At 55.3% G+C, this 15555-nt stretch carries 15 protein-coding genes and 1 other RNA gene; 13 read left to right on the top strand and 3 right to left on the bottom strand.

Going from position 1 to position 15555, the window contains the following annotated elements:
* Positions 1 to 188: 188 nt before the first annotated feature.
* Positions 189 to 1571, bottom strand: coding sequence for a multicopper oxidase family protein (locus RA157_RS02870; protein WP_350334972.1), 1383 nt, complete (start codon positions 1569 to 1571; stop codon positions 189 to 191).
* A gap of 186 nt (positions 1572 to 1757) precedes the next feature.
* Between RA157_RS02870 and RA157_RS02865 the strand changes: the two genes are divergently transcribed.
* The 5 genes from RA157_RS02865 (at position 1758) to RA157_RS02845 (ending at position 5181) form a co-directional block, all read left to right on the top strand.
* Positions 1758 to 2189, top strand: coding sequence for a tetratricopeptide repeat protein (locus RA157_RS02865; protein ID WP_350334971.1), 432 nt, complete (start codon positions 1758 to 1760; stop codon positions 2187 to 2189).
* A gap of 61 nt (positions 2190 to 2250) precedes the next feature.
* Positions 2251 to 2907 (top strand): cytochrome P460 family protein, encoded by a 657-nt coding sequence (locus RA157_RS02860; protein WP_350334970.1) that lies wholly within the window; start codon positions 2251 to 2253, stop codon positions 2905 to 2907.
* Positions 2908 to 3068: 161 nt separating this feature from the next.
* On the top strand, positions 3069 to 3776 hold the full coding sequence (locus tag RA157_RS02855) for a TerB family tellurite resistance protein (RefSeq protein ID WP_350334969.1): 708 nt from the start codon (positions 3069 to 3071) through the stop codon (positions 3774 to 3776).
* Positions 3773 to 4528 carry a peptidoglycan recognition protein family protein gene (locus tag RA157_RS02850; RefSeq protein ID WP_350334968.1) on the top strand — a complete coding sequence of 252 codons (756 nt, stop codon included), beginning with the start codon at positions 3773 to 3775 and terminating at the stop codon, positions 4526 to 4528. Before RA157_RS02855 ends, RA157_RS02850 begins: the two co-directional genes overlap by 4 nt.
* Positions 4529 to 4686: 158 nt before the next feature.
* Positions 4687 to 5181, top strand: coding sequence for a lytic transglycosylase domain-containing protein (locus RA157_RS02845; RefSeq protein ID WP_350334967.1), 495 nt, complete (start codon positions 4687 to 4689; stop codon positions 5179 to 5181).
* Positions 5182 to 5257: 76 nt separating this feature from the next.
* Here RA157_RS02845 and RA157_RS02840 read toward each other — a convergent pair whose 3' ends face one another.
* Together RA157_RS02840 and RA157_RS02835 are read right to left on the bottom strand one after the other, a co-directional pair.
* Complete coding sequence (locus RA157_RS02840) at positions 5258 to 5908, bottom strand: pyridoxamine 5'-phosphate oxidase family protein (RefSeq protein ID WP_350334966.1); 651 nt, start codon at positions 5906 to 5908, stop codon at positions 5258 to 5260.
* 31 nt (positions 5909 to 5939) lie between these two features.
* Positions 5940 to 6707: a GNAT family N-acetyltransferase gene (locus tag RA157_RS02835; RefSeq protein ID WP_350334965.1), complete on the bottom strand. Its 768-nt coding sequence runs from the start codon at positions 6705 to 6707 to the stop codon at positions 5940 to 5942.
* A gap of 79 nt (positions 6708 to 6786) precedes the next feature.
* Between RA157_RS02835 and pdxR the strand changes: the two genes are divergently transcribed.
* From pdxR to RA157_RS02795, 8 genes are all read left to right on the top strand, one after another.
* Entirely contained in the window at positions 6787 to 8304 is a 1518-nt protein-coding gene (pdxR, locus tag RA157_RS02830; RefSeq protein ID WP_350334964.1) for a MocR-like pyridoxine biosynthesis transcription factor PdxR, read from the top strand.
* Positions 8305 to 8349: 45 nt separating this feature from the next.
* An RNA gene (rnpB, locus tag RA157_RS02825) (RNase P RNA component class A) lies at positions 8350 to 8731 on the top strand.
* A 295-nt stretch (positions 8732 to 9026) separates the two neighbouring features.
* Positions 9027 to 9506, top strand: a complete 480-nt coding sequence (locus tag RA157_RS02820) for a division/cell wall cluster transcriptional repressor MraZ (RefSeq protein ID WP_350334963.1) — start codon at positions 9027 to 9029, stop codon at positions 9504 to 9506.
* Positions 9503 to 10540: a 16S rRNA (cytosine(1402)-N(4))-methyltransferase RsmH gene (gene rsmH, locus RA157_RS02815; RefSeq protein WP_350334962.1), complete on the top strand. Its 1038-nt coding sequence runs from the start codon at positions 9503 to 9505 to the stop codon at positions 10538 to 10540. Before RA157_RS02820 ends, rsmH begins: the two co-directional genes overlap by 4 nt.
* A 2-nt stretch (positions 10541 to 10542) precedes the next feature.
* On the top strand, positions 10543 to 10902 hold the full coding sequence (gene ftsL / locus RA157_RS02810) for a cell division protein FtsL (RefSeq protein WP_350334961.1): 360 nt from the start codon (positions 10543 to 10545) through the stop codon (positions 10900 to 10902).
* On the top strand, positions 10899 to 12635 hold the full coding sequence (locus tag RA157_RS02805) for a peptidoglycan D,D-transpeptidase FtsI family protein (RefSeq protein WP_350334960.1): 1737 nt from the start codon (positions 10899 to 10901) through the stop codon (positions 12633 to 12635). The genes ftsL and RA157_RS02805 overlap by 4 nt, the downstream gene beginning before the upstream one ends.
* 48 nt (positions 12636 to 12683) lie before the next feature.
* A complete protein-coding gene (locus tag RA157_RS02800) occupies positions 12684 to 14147 on the top strand; it encodes a UDP-N-acetylmuramoyl-L-alanyl-D-glutamate--2,6-diaminopimelate ligase (protein ID WP_350334959.1) in 1464 nt (487 codons plus the stop codon).
* On the top strand, positions 14147 to 15553 hold the full coding sequence (locus RA157_RS02795; protein ID WP_350334958.1) for a UDP-N-acetylmuramoylalanyl-D-glutamyl-2,6-diaminopimelate--D-alanyl-D-alanine ligase: 1407 nt from the start codon (positions 14147 to 14149) through the stop codon (positions 15551 to 15553). The genes RA157_RS02800 and RA157_RS02795 overlap by 1 nt, the downstream gene beginning before the upstream one ends.
* The last annotated feature ends 2 nt before the right edge of the window (positions 15554 to 15555 follow it).

Below are 15555 nucleotides of genomic sequence, written 5' to 3'. Positions count from 1 at the left end.
CATTGCGCCAAAAGGTGTAAATCCTTTGGATAAACTGGCGTTAACGAACTGGTTATAAATGATTATTTCTCCTTCCGCCTCCATGTGGGCAAGTTGTCGCATTGTTCGCCAAAGTGTTAATTCCCTGTCATGGTTTTGTAATAAATCTGACAGGGCAGGGTTGTGGCGAGTCGGTTTATGCAGCCCGGCTATTCAACACGTACGAACGAACTCATACCGCTTTTCTGATGTTCCAGAATATGGCAGTGGAGTAGCCAGTCTCCGGGGTTGTCCGCAACAAGTCCGATGTCCATCCGCTCATCAGGCAGCAGCAGGGCTGTATCCGTGACGTAGTTGGGGATCTGCCGCTTGTTCGAGTTCAGCAGCCGGAAGCTCATGCCATGAAGATGAACGGGGTGGGTATGCGGGGTGCGGTTGATCAGAGTGATCCGGTAACTTTTGCCAAGCTTGAATGTCATCATGGGCTCTGTCGGGTTGGCTGTGCTGCCGCGCCAGGCTGCCTGATTGATGGCCCAGAATGTGTAACCGATGGATCCGCATATGATATTGGCCGGGGCTTTCTCGGCCGAGGCTGAAAACTCCATCAGAACGGGTTCTGCTGTCTTTGGGTCGATGTCCTGTACCGGATTGGCCGGGAGCTGTGGGGTGTCCCTGATGTGACGCTTTAGCGATGCCCCGTTTGCTCTCAGTCGCGCAACGGCAAATGCCCCGCTTCCTGAATGGCTTATGATCTTTGCTGTCGTTCCTTCCTCCTGCGGTATCTGTATGGCTAGATCGAGCCTTTGGCCCGGACCGATCCGCATTGTCTCAAGCAATGAAGGCGAGGAAACCGGATTGCCATCCACTGCGATGATCATGGCTTTCATCTGGGGAGAGGCGATGGAATAGATGCGGGTGACGTCTGCCGCAATCAGCCTCAGACGGACAAGACCACCGGAGGGAACGTCATAGAGTGGAGCCTGTTGCCAGTTTGATGTCCGGATTGTTCCAAATGTTCCGGCTCGGGCTGAGGAGCGTGCCTTGTAGAATGGCAGGTAATTGCCATCAGACCGAAGGCGCCAGTCGCGCATGACCAGAGTGATGTCATCGTCGAAGCCAGGGTCTTTTGCTTCATCCACAATCAATGCGCCCGCCAGACCATAGCCGATCTGCTCCAGGCTGTTGCAATGAGGATGGTACCAGAATGTTCCTGCATCAGGCGGTGTGAAGGAATAGGTGAAGCTGTCGTCTTCGTACAGGGCTGCCTGCGTCAGAAACGGAACGCCATCCATCTCATTTGGCAGGCGAATGCCGTGGCTGTGGATTGTTGTCGGTTCCGGCAATCTGTTCACGAGCCGGAAGGAAAAGGGTTTCCCCTGCCTGGCCCGGAGGATAGGGGGCATGTGGCCCTGTTCATAGGTCATCACGCGCGTGGGAGCAGCACCGGGCAGCATGAGGTTGTTCTTGTCGAACTGAGCGGTCAGTTCTGGTGTTGTGGCTGCGAGTGCTTTCAGGGAAGCAGGGACTGCCGCGGAGGCAGCCATAAGACCAGCGCCCTTAAGCAGGGTGCGACGGCTGAATGAAGGGCTCATGAGTATACGATCTCTTGCCAGAGGGTGACGGCTCTCAGACTCAGATCTGTTGACTTTACAGATGGATAGCCGGAGGTGGCAAGTCTCTCCGCTCACGGATAGTTGTTTGATCGTGTGTTGCCTGGGCCGGTTCCAATTGCGATTTTCCATCCAAGAGAGAGTGACATTTTGTCTCAAGGGGCTTGGATGATCCGATTAGCCACATTGTTGTTTTCACTGATGTTTCTGGCGAGTGCTGCTGGTAGCGTAACGGCTGCAACCAGCACGGACGCATTGGAAGAGCGGGCGTCGGAAGCCTATGACGGCGGTGACACGGTAACGGCATTTTCCCTGTGGCTGCAGGCCGCAGAACTTGGTGATCTGGAATCCATTGTGATCGTTGCAGGCTTCTACGAGACAGGTGAAGCAGACATTGTAGATCTGGGCAAGGCCCGTCACTGGTATGCGATCGGCGCAAAGCGGGGCGACCCTCTTGCGATGATCCGTCTGGCAGATTTGCTGCTTCAGGAATCTACTCAAAACACAGACGTTGCGGCCAAATGGCTTCAGAAGTCTGCCCGGCTCGGGCATCCGCTCGCGAAGCAGATTCTGGATGAGTTCGGGCTTTCAGCCAACTGATACGGGATATGAAAAGTTTCGAGATGCAAGATCATCTCCGAAAACGGGAAGGATACCAATAATGACTAAGAAACTTGCAGCGATAGCAGTGTTCGGTGCGACACTTGGAGTGGCGGGACTTACAGGAATTGAGACAGGATCATATGCTCCGTCTCTGACATCTCCGGCTCATGCGGCGGCATGTGAAACGAAGAAAGCCAAAGATGACCTGACAGATGCTGATGCGACCGCTTTGTATGATTGCATCAAGGACAAACTGGCAGAAGGGTACAAAGGGTCCGGTCTTGAAGAAGCAACGGCTTTCCGAAGCTGGTTTGTGCCAAACACCAACACCTTTGTCTCTCCGACACACGGCAAGCGCTTTGTTCAGCATTACATCAACGATATCGGCAAGGAAGCCTATCTGAAATATGATGATGTGGACAAGAACGTCATGCCGGTTGGCACGATTGCTGCCAAGGAAAGCTTCGCGGTCTCCAAGAAGGATGGCAAGGTTCGTCCGGGCCCGCTTTTCCTGATGGAAAAAGTTGCTGCTGGTACGCTCCCGGATACAGGTGACTGGAAGTACACCCTGATTTCTCCGAAAGGCAAGATCATCGGCCAGACCGGAACAGAATCCGAGAAGAAGATCAAGTTCTGCCATGGTTGTCATCAGAACGCTCTTGAAGACTATGATGCAATGTTTTTCCCCGATGTGGATTACCGCGTCGAAGGTTAAGCTTCACGATGGGCGTCAAAGACGTCTGACCTGAATATCGGAGAAGGCCCGGCAAATCTGCCGGGCCTTCTTTGTTCCAGCCGGTCAAGTGAACCACCATAGAATGGATGTGCTCCAAATGAGCACTCGCAAGCGGGTGCCGAGTCGCATAAACTTCAGATATGAGCATTTGGGACAAAATCGCAGAGCTTGCAGCACAGGTATCTGGCAAGGAGACGATCAGCGCGTTTCTTGATCGTGTTGCCGGGTATTTTACGTCTGTAAGCGGTAGCGAGACGCGTCGGCAGATGGCTTTTACCGTGGCAATGATTGCTCTATCGGCGAAAATGGCCAAGGCCGATGGCGTTGTCACCCAGGACGAGATTATCGCGTTCAAGCAGATTGTTGAAATCCCGTCTTCCGAGGCGCGTAATGTTGCCCGGGTGTTTAATCTCGCCAAGCGTGATGTAGCTGGCTATGAGGCTTACGCGGCACAATTATCCGAGCTTCTCAAGGATGAGAGCGAAACACTGGTGGATATTGTTGATGGCCTGTTCCATATTGCCAAGGCTGATGGCGTTATCCACGAGAATGAACTGTCCTATCTCGAACATGTGGCTGATATTTTCGGCCTTGAAGATCGCTGTTTCAGCCGTATTAAGGCACGCCATATGTCCGAGCACGCTGATCCTTACGCGGTTCTGGGTGTTGACCGCGAGATGAGTGACAGCGATATCAAACGCCAGTATCGCAAGCTCGTTGCCGAGCATCACCCGGACCGCATGATGGCACGTGGAGTACCCCAGGAGTTTATCGAACTGGCCAATCAGAAACTCGCTGATGTGAATGTGGCCTGGGGTGAGATTGCAGCGGAACGCGGATTGAGATGACTCTGGACGCTGACAGTGATCTGGTTTCGGGGTTCTCGCCATCACCCAATTTCGGCCCCCGCAAGAATGATGCTGCGGCTGATACAATCATTCTGCATTACACAGGAATGCCCAGCGCAGAGGCCGCTTTGCGCTGGCTTTCCATTGAAGAAAGCCAGGTCTCCTGTCATTACTTCATCCACGCAGACGGTTCGATTATCCAGCTTGTGTCAGAAGACAAGCGGGCCTGGCATGCAGGCCGGTCGTTCTGGCAGGGCAATACGGATCTGAACTCCTGCTCAATCGGCATCGAAATTCACAATCCGGGCCATGAGCATGGCTATGAGGCCTTTCCTCAAATCCAGATTGATGCTGTGATTGCGCTTTGTGATGATATCTGCAGCAGGCGATCAATCGCTGTAGATCGTGTTCTGGCTCACTCTGATATAGCGCCGGATCGTAAACAGGATCCGGGTGAACTGTTCCCCTGGCATCAGCTTGCTGCTGAAGGCCTGTGCCTCTACACGCCACCTCATTCTATTCAGGATGGTCCGCTGTATCAGGAAGGTGACGAGGGGCAGCCCATTCGCGCCTTGCAAACCATGTTTGCCCTGGTCGGGTATAATGTGGAGGTCTCTGGTGTCTTTGACCGGAAGACAGTTTTTGTGGTGACAGCGTTTCAGCGGCGGTTCCGTCCTGAGCGGGTGGATGGCATTGCAGACCTGTCCACTTTGGCGACGCTGAATGATGTCGTTCGCTTGCAGAAAACGTGACTTTTTTCTGATTTGTGGTGTTCTGGGACCTTTTTGCTGCATTGCAGGGTAAAATTCATAATTTGGTCACATTTGCGCACTTTTTGCCCCTCCAGTTTTTGCCGGGGCGGAAAAAGGGCACTTAAAGCCCGGCTTTCTGCAAATGATGGACAATAAAAATGATCGCATTCAACCGCGTTGTATTGATTACCCTGCTCATGGGGCTGGCGGCTTGTGGAACAGGACCGCTACAGGGAAGCTCAACAAATTCCAAGGGACTGGCCTATTCCCAGACCAAGAACAATGGTCTGAAATCCATGGTCATTCGGGAAGCCCGTAAACAGGGTGTGCCTGTTAATCTGGCCCTTGCTGTGGTTCAGATTGAGAGCCGCTTTAATCCGCGCGCCGTCGGGCGTGCTGGTGAAGTGGGTCTTATGCAGATCAAGCCACGCACGGCGCGGGGCATGGGCTTCAAGGGATCGCGCAAGGCGCTGTTCCATCCTGAAACCAATATCAAGTATGGCATGAAATATCTTGCCGGTGCCTATAAGCGCGGTGGCAAAACCATCTGTGGGGCTATCCTGAAATATAATGCCGGTCATTATGCCAAGCGGATGAACCCGACCAGTGCCCGCTATTGCCGCAAGGTGAAGAAGGTCATTGGCCGGGTGTAATGTATTTCTAGGGTCATTTTAGCGCGAGCTTTTATCTGAAAAGTCTATCAACTTTTCAGAAGCACGCTGTAAGCGATCAGGACGACCGGGCCAGAACGGATTTCGGGACCGCTATATCTGATCTGATACGGCCATCGTCATATGGTGTGCCGTACACTGTGGAGATGGGAAGAACGCCACCCCAGGCGTCTGTTTCATAATCTTCATCATCGTCAATGGGCATCCCCGAGCGCTGCTTGAGGGATGCCTCTTCTATTGTAACCCCGAGAACACCGGTGGCGGCGATTTCTTTGTGGGTTGAAGGGCGGACCTCGGACCAGCGATCCGGCAATAGATGATTGGTAATGGCTGCAAGTGCGGCCTCTATTTCCTCATTGTCTGAGACCACATTGGCTGTTCCGTGCAGCACAACGGATCTGTAGTTCATCGAAGAGTGAAAGCTGGACCTTGCGACCACTATCCCGTCAATCAGTGTAATCGTCAGGCAGATGGGCAGTCCGTTCCTGTTCGCCTTGATTGCGCGGGTGGCCTTGGCACCGTGAACATAGACCTTGTCGCCTATCCGGCCATAGGCCATGGGAATGACCACAGGTCTGTCACTGACCTGAAATCCCATATGGGCAATCAGGCCCTGGTCAAGAACCGCATGGATGCTCTCTTTGTCATAGGAAGCCTTTGCTCCAACGCGAATCTTGCCGAGCTTGGTTGGATTGTAAATGTCAGTCATTGGATATCTCGTATCTTGGTATTGTCTTGTGTCAGGGAAGTTTGCTTGCAAGCGGCCAGTCTGAGAAACGCAGGTGAAGGACTGGCGCTGTCAGTTTGGACAGGCTGCTGATCTGATGCCCGGCCTCATCAAAATTGTCCTGGGCGAGCCAGTGTTCGAAAGCGGGCTTGAGTGTTGCCCAGTCCTGGTCTGTTGCCGCAAACCAGGCCGTGTCCCGGTTTCTGCCTTTGTAATGAGTGGCCTGGCGGAAAACACCCTCAAAGGACAGGCCAAGTCGTTCGGCGGCCGCTCTTGAACCCCGGTTCAGGGCATCGCATTTCCATTCGAACCGACGATAGCCGAGAGCAAAGGCATTGCTCATCAGCAAGAACAGAGCCTCCGTTGCCAACCGTGTCCTCTGTGCTTTTGGGGAGAGGCAAATATGGCCGACTTCGATGGACCCGGCTGCGGGATTGACCCTGAGGTAGGAAAGAAGCCCGACGGCTTCTCCTGTTTCCCGCTCCAGAATGGTGAAGAATATCGGATCAATGCTGGTCGCCGAATCGGAAAGCCAGGATTGATAATCGGTGAGTTTTGCAAAGGGTCCGTAAGGCAGGTAAGTCCAGATGCTGCCATCTGCATCAAGTTTGTTTGCGTCATGAAGCTGGCGAGCATGTTTCCTAGCATCAAGAGGCTGGAGCGTGCAGTACTGTCCTTCAAGAGCCTGTCTGCGCGGATGGTCCGGTCTTTTCGCATGCGTGAGTGGCAGTCCGACCGAATAACCCTGGTCGTTGTTCTGCCACTGATATGGTTCTTGCATTCCCTGTCAGCTCCACGTCTTGCGTTCCCTGTTGCCCGCCTATATGGTTTCTTTTGTTTGGTTCTTCATAAAGGTCCAAATGTTCACATCATATGGGACTAATGAAGTTATGGAGCAGGCTGTTTCATCTTTGGCTCTGGATCGGGCCCTTCCTGAACCGCTCAATCGGCAGCTTTACAGGCAGATCAAGGCCGCGATTGTATCCGGAACCATGCCAGCACATCTTCGGCTCCCGGCAACGCGGCAATTGGCCGATATGCTGGATGTGGGCCGTAATACCGTGGTTGCGGCCTATGAGCAGCTGACCATGGAGGGATATCTGATCACTCGAAAAGGTGGCGGGACCCGCGTGGCTCCGGCTGCTGACCAGTTCCTGCCCGGTGATGTTGGTCTTGAGACTGTTGATATGTCAGGACAGGACAATGCTGTCCGCTTGTCGCGTGCTGGTGAGGCTCTGACAAGGGTTCAGCGCCGCGATGAAGAGCAGGTTCTGCCGATGCAGCCCTGTATGCCGGACCCGAGACTGTTCCCGTCTGACCTCTGGGCCCGGTGTTTGAGGCGGGCCGGGCGGCAGATCACCGGTCGTCGCGGTGGCTATGAATATTATCAGGGCCTTCCCCGCCTCAAATCTGCGATCATGCGGCATCTGGTTGAGTTCCGGGGGCTCCGTGCCGGTGATGACCAGTTGCTGGTTCTCAGTTCTGCCCAGGCGGCGCTTGATCTTGTCGCCCGTATGCTGGTTGACCCGGGGGATGAAGCCTGGATCGAGGAGCCGGGATATCACGGCATGCGGGCCTCTCTTTTTGGTGTCGGAGCTCGTATCGTACCGGTGCCGGTCGATGAAGAAGGGGTTTCCATCAAACGTCAGGCCGGAGACCCCCGCCTGATCTACGTCACGCCATCGCATCAATATCCGACCGGCGTTTTTATGGGGCTTGAACGACGTACGGAACTGCTGAACCGGGCAGCACAGACCGGGGCTTTCATTATCGAAGACGATTATGACAGCGAGTTCCACTATCGCGGACGGCCGATCGCGTCGCTGCAGGGGCTCGATCAAAATGGCAGTGTCATCTATATGGGCACCTTCGCAAAGACCATGCTGCCTGCCTTGCGTGTGGCCTATCTTGTTGTTCCGCGTGGGCTGGTGGAGGCGTTTTCACGGGCCTTGCGGAATACGGGGCAGGTGCCGAGCCTTTATATTCAGGATGCGCTGGCTGATTTCATTGAGGATGGCCATTACCGTGCCCATGTCAGGCAGATGCGCCAGATTTACGAGCAGCGTCGTGATGTCATGGCCAAATTGCTGCTGGATACCTGCGGGGCCTATCTGAATATTGTTGTGCCGGATGGTGGAATGCAGCTCGTCGCCTGGCTGCGGGACCAGACGATGGACGACGTCAGCCTGGCGATGCAGTTCAGGGCGCTGGGTTTTGACGGGGTTCCGCTGAGCCCGTCTTATACGACTGCACCCCGCCGGCAGGGGCTGCTGCTGGGGTTCGCCAGTTCTCCCGAGCAAGAGATACAACGTGCCAGTCGGGCTCTGCTGAAGCTTCTGCAGGAGCGTGCCTCAACAGAATATGCAGCAATCGGATAATCTTGGTGCTTGACCCTCAGGCTCTATCTTCGTAAGGCCATCCTGCCAGTCGGTCGGGTGATCGCTCCGGTGTCGCGAAAGCAATCCGGGGAGGAAAGTCCGGGCTCCATGGAAATACGGTGCCGGATAACATCCGGCGGGGGCGACCTCAGGGACAGTGCCACAGAAAGCAAACCGCCGATCATGATCGGTAAGGGTGAAAGGGTGAGGTAAGAGCTCACCGCGCGACCGGTAACGGAAGCGGCATGGTAAACCCCACCGGGAGCAAGACCGAATAGGGACAGCGCGGGCCTGTGTCCAGGCGTATTTCCACGTCAGCTGTCCGGGTGGGTCGCGTGAGGTGTCCAGTGATGGGCATCCCAGATGAATGATTGCCGCGCGGAGTTTCTCCGCCATACAAAACCCGGCTTACAGACCGACTGGCGTACTTTCTTTCCTGTAACAGCCTGAACTCGGAACTCTGCAGAGGGGAATCCGATGAAAGGAAATCTTAACCCTTTCGCGGTTGGTTTAGACATGTGTATAGGGCATGAATCCCGGACGATTCCATTGACGCCCATATTCTCCCATGATATCCCATATTATCCCATGAAGTTGTACTGAGTGATCGGGCGTGTTGTCAGTGTGGGCAGGCTGAACAGTCAGGATCAGGACGGTTTGTCGCTCAGTTTGATTGGGAATCTGAAGCGGGTCGAAGAGAGCCTGCGTTTTTGGGGATACTGATGAGTGATTTTGTCTCCCGCGTAACCAACAAGCTGGATTCGAAAGGACGGGTGTCTATCCCGGCAGCCTTTCGGGCCGTGTTGGATTATGAGGAAGCCAAATTTCTCTATTGTTGTCCGACACTTGACATGCAGGCTATTGATGCGGGCGGCTCCCGGTTTCAGGGGGCTATCCGGGATCGGCTGGCGCAGTTTGAGACATTTTCTGAAGATCATGAGTTCCTGTCGACAGCTCTTCTGGGTGAAAGCGAGAACCTGAAGATTGATACAGACGGTCGCGTTACCCTGTCAGATGCGTTGAAAGAACATGCAGGTATCACGACCCATGTGACCTTTGTCGGTCAGGGTTACAAGTTTCAGATCTGGGCGCCCGAACGCTTTGAAACGTATCGCAATGAGGCCAAAATTCGCGTGCGTGAGCTGCGTCGCAGGCTTGGAGCAACGTCTTCAGGCTCGCCCAATTCGGGGGCGGATACATGACGGGAGGCAGCGTGCACGAAAATGCTGCTGGCGGACCATCCCGTCACGTCCCCGTTCTTCTTCGAGAAGTGCTGGATACGCTGGATACGCTGGAGCCGCGAGATGGCGGTGTGTTCGTGGATGGCACGTTTGGCCTTGGTGGCTATACGACAGCTATCCTTGAAGCCGGTGCCGGTTCTGTTCTTGCGATTGATCGTGATCCGAATGCAATCCGTGACGGTCAGGCTCTGGTGGATCGTTTTTCCGGCAAACTTCAGCTCGTTATGGGGCGTTTCGGCGATCTTGATGCGCTGGTTGATGAACAGCTCGGCGGATTTGTGGACGGAGTTGTGCTCGATATCGGCGTTTCTTCCATGCAGCTTGATGAGGCGGAACGCGGATTTTCATTTCGCTATGATGGCCCGCTCGACATGCGGATGGAGCAGGCGGGGCCAAGCGCGGAAGATGTGGTGAATGAGCTCGGCGAGGCCGATCTTGCCCGGGTGCTCTACATTTTTGGTGAAGAAAAGAAATCACGCCGTATCGCCAAGGCGATCGTTGAAGCCCGCAAAGCTGAGCGGATCACACGCACCAGCACACTAGCCAGCCTTGTCGAGAAGACAATTGGCCGTGGCATGCGGGACAAGATACACCCCGCAACCCGGACTTTTCAGGCTCTGCGGATCTATGTGAATGGCGAACTTGATGAGCTTGGCCGAGCTCTGCTTGCAGCAGAGCGTGTGCTGAAGCCAGGCGGGCGGCTTGTTGTGGTGACCTTCCATTCTCTGGAAGACCGGATCGTCAAGCGCTTCTTCACTGAGCGGTCGAAGACCCATGGTGGCGGTTCCCGGCATCGGCCGGAGCAGGACTTGCCGGATGCAACCTTTACTTTGAAAACCCGTAAGGCTCTTTCGCCTCAGGATGATGAAATTGCGGAGAACCCGCGTGCGCGCTCATCCCGCCTGAGAGCAGCTGTGCGGACGGATGCGCCATCAAGACACTCAGACCAGACGGCATGGGGCGTGCCTGATCTGGTTATGGGTAAAGGAGGGTAATTGTGAGTAGAGTTGTGAATCTCATTCTTATCCTGCTTGTTGTTCTGGGCGTTGGATATGTCTACCAGATCAAGGGTGAAGCCGAGGAGGCGTCCGATCGGGCTGCCGCTTTGCAGGGTCAGATTGATGAAGTCCGCCAGACGATTGAAATCCTTCAGGCTGAATGGAGCCACTTGAGCAGACCTGACCGTATTCAGACGCTGGTGGAGCGTTACGAGCAGCAATTGCAGCTTGGCCCCATGGAAGTCTATCAGTTCTCGACGCTGGATGATGTTCCGTTGCGCCCGATTGAGCTTGATCCGCTCTCGCGTGGTGCGCTTGGCGGCGTCGCGGCTGGCCAGCCGGGAGTGCTGGCACAATGAAGCAGTTTTTCCAAAAGCGCTGGAACTCCAGGCCCGAAGAGGATGCTTCGGGAGATGACGGGGTTGTTCTGGAAGGCAGCCAGAAGGGTGCTGTCAAGATTGCCCGGTCCCGGACTGTGCTTGTCGCACTGGTTTTCCTTGGACTTTATGCGGCAATTGCCGGGCGTCTTATCCAGTTGGCCCAGACCGACACGGCGCAAGCGGGCATTCGCCTGACGGCAAAGGACGCGATTGCTGCGACACGGCCCAATCTTCTTGACCGCAACGGTGAAATTCTGGCGACAGATATCCAGAGTGCTTCGCTCTATGCCGAACCGCGGCGCGTGGTTGATGTGGATGAAGCTGTTGAACGGATCCTGTCAGTCCTGCCAGACCTGAGCGAGAGCACATTGCGTGAGCGGCTTGAGAGCGGGCGCGGATTTGTCTGGCTCAAGCGGGAAATCACACCAAGACAGCAGGCTGCTCTTCATGCGCTTGGATTGCCCGGTCTTGGGTTCCTGCCTGAAAAACGGCGCTTTTATCCCAGTGGGCCGACCGCTGCTCATGTGATCGGTCATGTGAATGTGGACAATCAGGGCATTGCGGGAATTGAAAAGCATCTGGATGACGAAGGCCTGGCCGACCTGCGTGATTTCGGTTTCGCCCGGAACCAGCGGATGGAGCCGGTCAATCTCTCCATTGATCTTCGGGTGCAGCATGTGCTGCGTGACGAGCTGGCAAAAGCCAAGGAGTTTTTCAAAGCAGATGCCGTGTCTGGTATCGTCCTGAGCGCGAAGACCGGCGAAGTCTTCGGTCTTGCTTCCCTGCCTGACTATGACCCGAATGACCCTGCAACGGCACTTGATGATGACCGGATCAATCGCGTCACAGCCGGTGTCTATGAAATGGGATCGACGTTTAAGGCGTTCACAACAGCCATGGCGCTTGATTCCGGACGCATCCGGCTGTCTGATCAGTTTGACGCCACAAAGCCCATTCGCCGGGGCGGCTTCACGATTTCAGATTTCCACGCCAAGAAACGATCTCTCAGTGTGTCGGAGATCTTTATTTATTCTTCCAATATTGGCACCGCTAAAATGGCGCTGAGCCTTGGCAAGGATGCGCATCAGGATTTTCTCCGCCGCCTTGGACTGCTGACAAGACTGAAAACCGAACTGCCTGAAAACCGGCGACCGCTTGCACCGCGCGACTGGACCGATCTCAGCACAATGACCATCTCTTTTGGTCATGGACTGTCGGTGGCTCCGATCCAGACAGCTGCCGCAGCAGCCGCGCTTGTCAATGGTGGTCGACTGATCAAGCCCACCTTCTTTGTGCGCAGTGCAGAGGAGGCCTATGCGGCTGGAGAGCAGGTTCTTCTGCCTGAAACCAGTCGGCAGATGCGGTATCTTTTCAAGTTGAATTCGGAAGAGGGTTCCGGCCGCAAGGCCAATGTGCTCGGCTATCGGGTTGGCGGCAAAACAGGGACGTCTGAGAAGGTGGTCAATGGTCGCTATGCCAAGGACCGGCTCTATACGTCCTTCCTTTCTGCTTTTCCGATGGACGATCCGGAATTTGTTGTCCTGATCATGCTGGACGAACCAAAAGCAGCTGAAGGGACGTTCGGCTATGCTACAGCCGGTTACAATGCAGCACCGACGGCTGGCAAGGTGATTGCCCGAATTGCTCCCATGCTGGGTGTTCGCCCCAAATTTGACGGCATTGATGCGCAAACCATTCTTGTTTCCTTCTGAAGCGGATCGCTTTAAAGGAGAGGGGCAAAGAACAGCAAGAGTGAAAGCATGTCGGACAAGGCCAGACATCTGAAAGATCTCGTCAGCGATTCGGTTTCTATTGAAGGCAACGCGGACGTCGAAATCAGCACCATTACCTCAGACAGTCGGGTGGTCGAGACGGGCGCGCTCTTTGCGGCTTTGCCCGGAACGCAGGTGGATGGCATGCGCTTTGTGGGCGACGCCATCGCGGCTGGTGCAAACTGTGTTCTGGCTCCGGAAATCGGTGAAGTTCCATCCGGGCCGACCGTTCTGCGCAGTGATGATGTCCGGCGGGACTTCGCGCTCATGGCTGCGCGTTTCTTTGCTCCGCAGCCGGAAACGGTGGTTGCTGTGACAGGGACCAGCGGCAAAACATCTGTCGCGTCCTTTGTCCGTCAGATCTGGTTATCCGCAAAGCTCAAGGCGGCAAGTGTCGGAACGCTCGGGATTGTGTCTCCCAATGGTGATGTCTACGGCGGACTGACCACACCTGATCCTGTTTCATTGCATCGCAGTCTTCAATCGCTTGCGGACGATGGCTGTACCCATGTGGCGCTTGAGGCATCCTCCCATGGCATTGACCAGCGTCGACTGGACGGAGTGAGCCTGAAAGCAGCCGGATTTACCAATCTGGGGCGGGATCATCTGGACTATCACGAGACGACCGAGGCTTATTTCGACGCCAAGGCCCGTCTGTTTGACACTTTGCTGCCACAGGACGCACCTGCGATTATCAACGTGGACGATTCTTACGGCCAGCTGATGGCTGAACGGGCCAGGGCTGCCGGTCACCCGGTGCAGACGGTTGGCTTTCAAGGCGATGATATCCGGATCAAGTCCGTTGCGATTGACGGGTTCGGCCAGTCGGTCAACGTCAACGCGTTTGGTCAGGACGTGTCGTTCCTGCTGCCGCTTGTGGGAGAGTTTCAGGTCTCCAATGCCATCCTGGCTGCCGGGCTTGCGATTGCGGGTGGGTGCCGTATTGAGGAGGCCTTCTCAGCGCTTGAAAGCCTTAAGGGTGCTCCAGGACGGCTTGAGCTTGTGGGGCGCGGGCCGGGTGAGAGCCTCTGCTTTGTTGATTATGCCCACAAGCCGGAGGCGCTGGATCATACTCTGCGTGCCTTGAAGCCGTTCACGAACGGGCGACTGATTGTTGTGTTTGGTGCCGGTGGGGACAGGGACCCGGGCAAGCGGGCCATTATGGGCGGCATTGCAGAAGCCCAGGCTGATATTGCCATTGTGACGGACGATAACCCGCGTAACGAAGATCCGGCCCTTGTCCGTCGCGCCATTCTTGATGCTGCACCGAAAGCACTTGAGATCGGCGACCGCGGGAAAGCAATCCGCCATGGCGTGGGGCTTCTTGAGGCTGGTGATGTGCTGGTGGTGGCTGGCAAGGGGCACGAGACCGGGCAACTGATCAAGGGTGTCATGCATCCGTTCTCTGATCATGATGAACTACGTATGGCATTGTCTGAGCGGGGTGCCTGATGACTGTCTTGTGGACACTTGCTGATTTTCTTGAGGCGACCAGTGGCTCTTTGGTGGGGTCGGTTGAGGGGGATGTTCTGGATCTGTCGATTGACAGTCGGTCCCTTGAACCTGGGCATGCCTTCTTTGCCATCAAGGGTGACCGGTTCGATGGTCATGATTTTGTAAAAGCGGCTCTGGATAACGGAGCGGCCTTTGCGGTTGTCTCGCGGGCTGATGAAACCACGCCGCAGCCCTATGTGCTGGTGGATGATGTGCTGAGGGCGCTGGAACGACTGGCTGTTGCTGCTCGGGCCCGCTCTAAGGCCCGTATTGTCGCGGTGACAGGAAGCGTCGGGAAAACCAGCACAAAGGATGGCCTGCGGCTGGTGCTGTCGCGCCAGGGCAAAACCCATGCGGCTGTTGCCAGTTTCAACAATCATTGGGGTGTGCCGCTGACATTGGCGCGGATGCCATCTGATACCGAGTTCGGTGTCTTTGAAATCGGCATGAACCATTCTGATGAGATCCGGCCGCTGGTGAAGATGGTTCAGCCACATGCGGCAATCATCACCACTGTTGCCCCGGTGCATCTGGCTCACTTCTCCTCAGTTGATGAGATAGCCGATGCCAAGGCGGAGATTTTCGAGGGCCTGGTGTCTGATGGTGTTGCCATCATCAATCGCGACAATGGTTATTTTGATCATCTCTTTGCATCTGCCCGTGCTGCCGGTGTTCAGCGCATTGTGAGTTTTGGACGATCCGTGGATGCGGATACACGGCTGGAAACCATCATCAGCCAAGGTGTAATGTCTGTTCTGGATGTTTCGGTTCTCGGTAGTCCGATGCATTTCAAGCTGGGTGCGCCGGGGGATCATATGGCGTTGAACAGCCTCGCTATCCTGACGGCTGTTCATGTTCTGGGAGCGGACCTTGCGCTTGCAGGCATGGCGCTTGCCGATTTTACCGCTCCGAAAGGTCGTGGAGAGCAGCACAGCCTGACACGCAAGGGCGGCAGCATGACGCTCATTGATGAGAGCTACAATGCCAACCCCACATCCGTGAAAGCCGCAATACGGTTGCTTGGAAGCTCGGAAAGAGGCACAGGTGGACGCAGAATTGCCGTTCTCGGTGATATGCTGGAACTGGGTAGTGATTCGCCCGTCTTCCATGCCGGTCTTGCTGAGGCAATTGAAGAAGCTTCGGTGGACTGTGTTTTCTGTAGTGGACCGGATATGGAACATCTCTGGAAGGCTTTGCCAGAGACTGTTCGCGGTGCTTATGCACCAACGTCGGACGGCCTGCATGAGCCTTTGCAGAATGCAGTGGGGCCGGGTGATGTCATCATGATCAAAGGATCTCTCGGTAGCCGTATGGGGCCGCTGGTTGAGATGCTGAAAAAGGAATTCGGCCGGTCAACGGCCTGAGG

The organism is Coralliovum pocilloporae (assembly GCF_030845175.1).
Classification (GTDB): domain Bacteria; phylum Pseudomonadota; class Alphaproteobacteria; order Rhizobiales; family Cohaesibacteraceae; genus Coralliovum; species Coralliovum pocilloporae.
This window is presented reverse-complemented; position numbering and strand designations above follow the sequence as displayed.

Excerpts from the sequence above, each read along its gene's own strand:
- RA157_RS02870 (WP_350334972.1), bottom strand. The coding sequence starts at position 1,571 with ATGAGCCCTTCATTCAGCCGTCGCACCCTGCTTAAGGGCGCTGGTCTT.
- RA157_RS02865 (WP_350334971.1), top strand. The coding sequence starts at position 1,758 with ATGATCCGATTAGCCACATTGTTGTTTTCACTGATGTTTCTGGCGAGT.
- RA157_RS02860 (WP_350334970.1), top strand. The coding sequence starts at position 2,251 with ATGACTAAGAAACTTGCAGCGATAGCAGTGTTCGGTGCGACACTTGGA.
- RA157_RS02855 (WP_350334969.1), top strand. The coding sequence starts at position 3,069 with ATGAGCATTTGGGACAAAATCGCAGAGCTTGCAGCACAGGTATCTGGC.
- RA157_RS02850 (WP_350334968.1), top strand. The coding sequence starts at position 3,773 with ATGACTCTGGACGCTGACAGTGATCTGGTTTCGGGGTTCTCGCCATCA.
- RA157_RS02845 (WP_350334967.1), top strand. The coding sequence starts at position 4,687 with ATGATCGCATTCAACCGCGTTGTATTGATTACCCTGCTCATGGGGCTG.
- RA157_RS02840 (WP_350334966.1), bottom strand. The coding sequence starts at position 5,908 with ATGACTGACATTTACAATCCAACCAAGCTCGGCAAGATTCGCGTTGGA.
- RA157_RS02835 (WP_350334965.1), bottom strand. The coding sequence starts at position 6,707 with ATGCAAGAACCATATCAGTGGCAGAACAACGACCAGGGTTATTCGGTC.
- pdxR (WP_350334964.1), top strand. The coding sequence starts at position 6,787 with ATGTTCACATCATATGGGACTAATGAAGTTATGGAGCAGGCTGTTTCA.
- RA157_RS02820 (WP_350334963.1), top strand. The coding sequence starts at position 9,027 with ATGAGTGATTTTGTCTCCCGCGTAACCAACAAGCTGGATTCGAAAGGA.
- rsmH (WP_350334962.1), top strand. The coding sequence starts at position 9,503 with ATGACGGGAGGCAGCGTGCACGAAAATGCTGCTGGCGGACCATCCCGT.
- RA157_RS02805 (WP_350334960.1), top strand. The coding sequence starts at position 10,899 with ATGAAGCAGTTTTTCCAAAAGCGCTGGAACTCCAGGCCCGAAGAGGAT.
- RA157_RS02800 (WP_350334959.1), top strand. The coding sequence starts at position 12,684 with ATGTCGGACAAGGCCAGACATCTGAAAGATCTCGTCAGCGATTCGGTT.
- RA157_RS02795 (WP_350334958.1), top strand. The coding sequence starts at position 14,147 with ATGACTGTCTTGTGGACACTTGCTGATTTTCTTGAGGCGACCAGTGGC.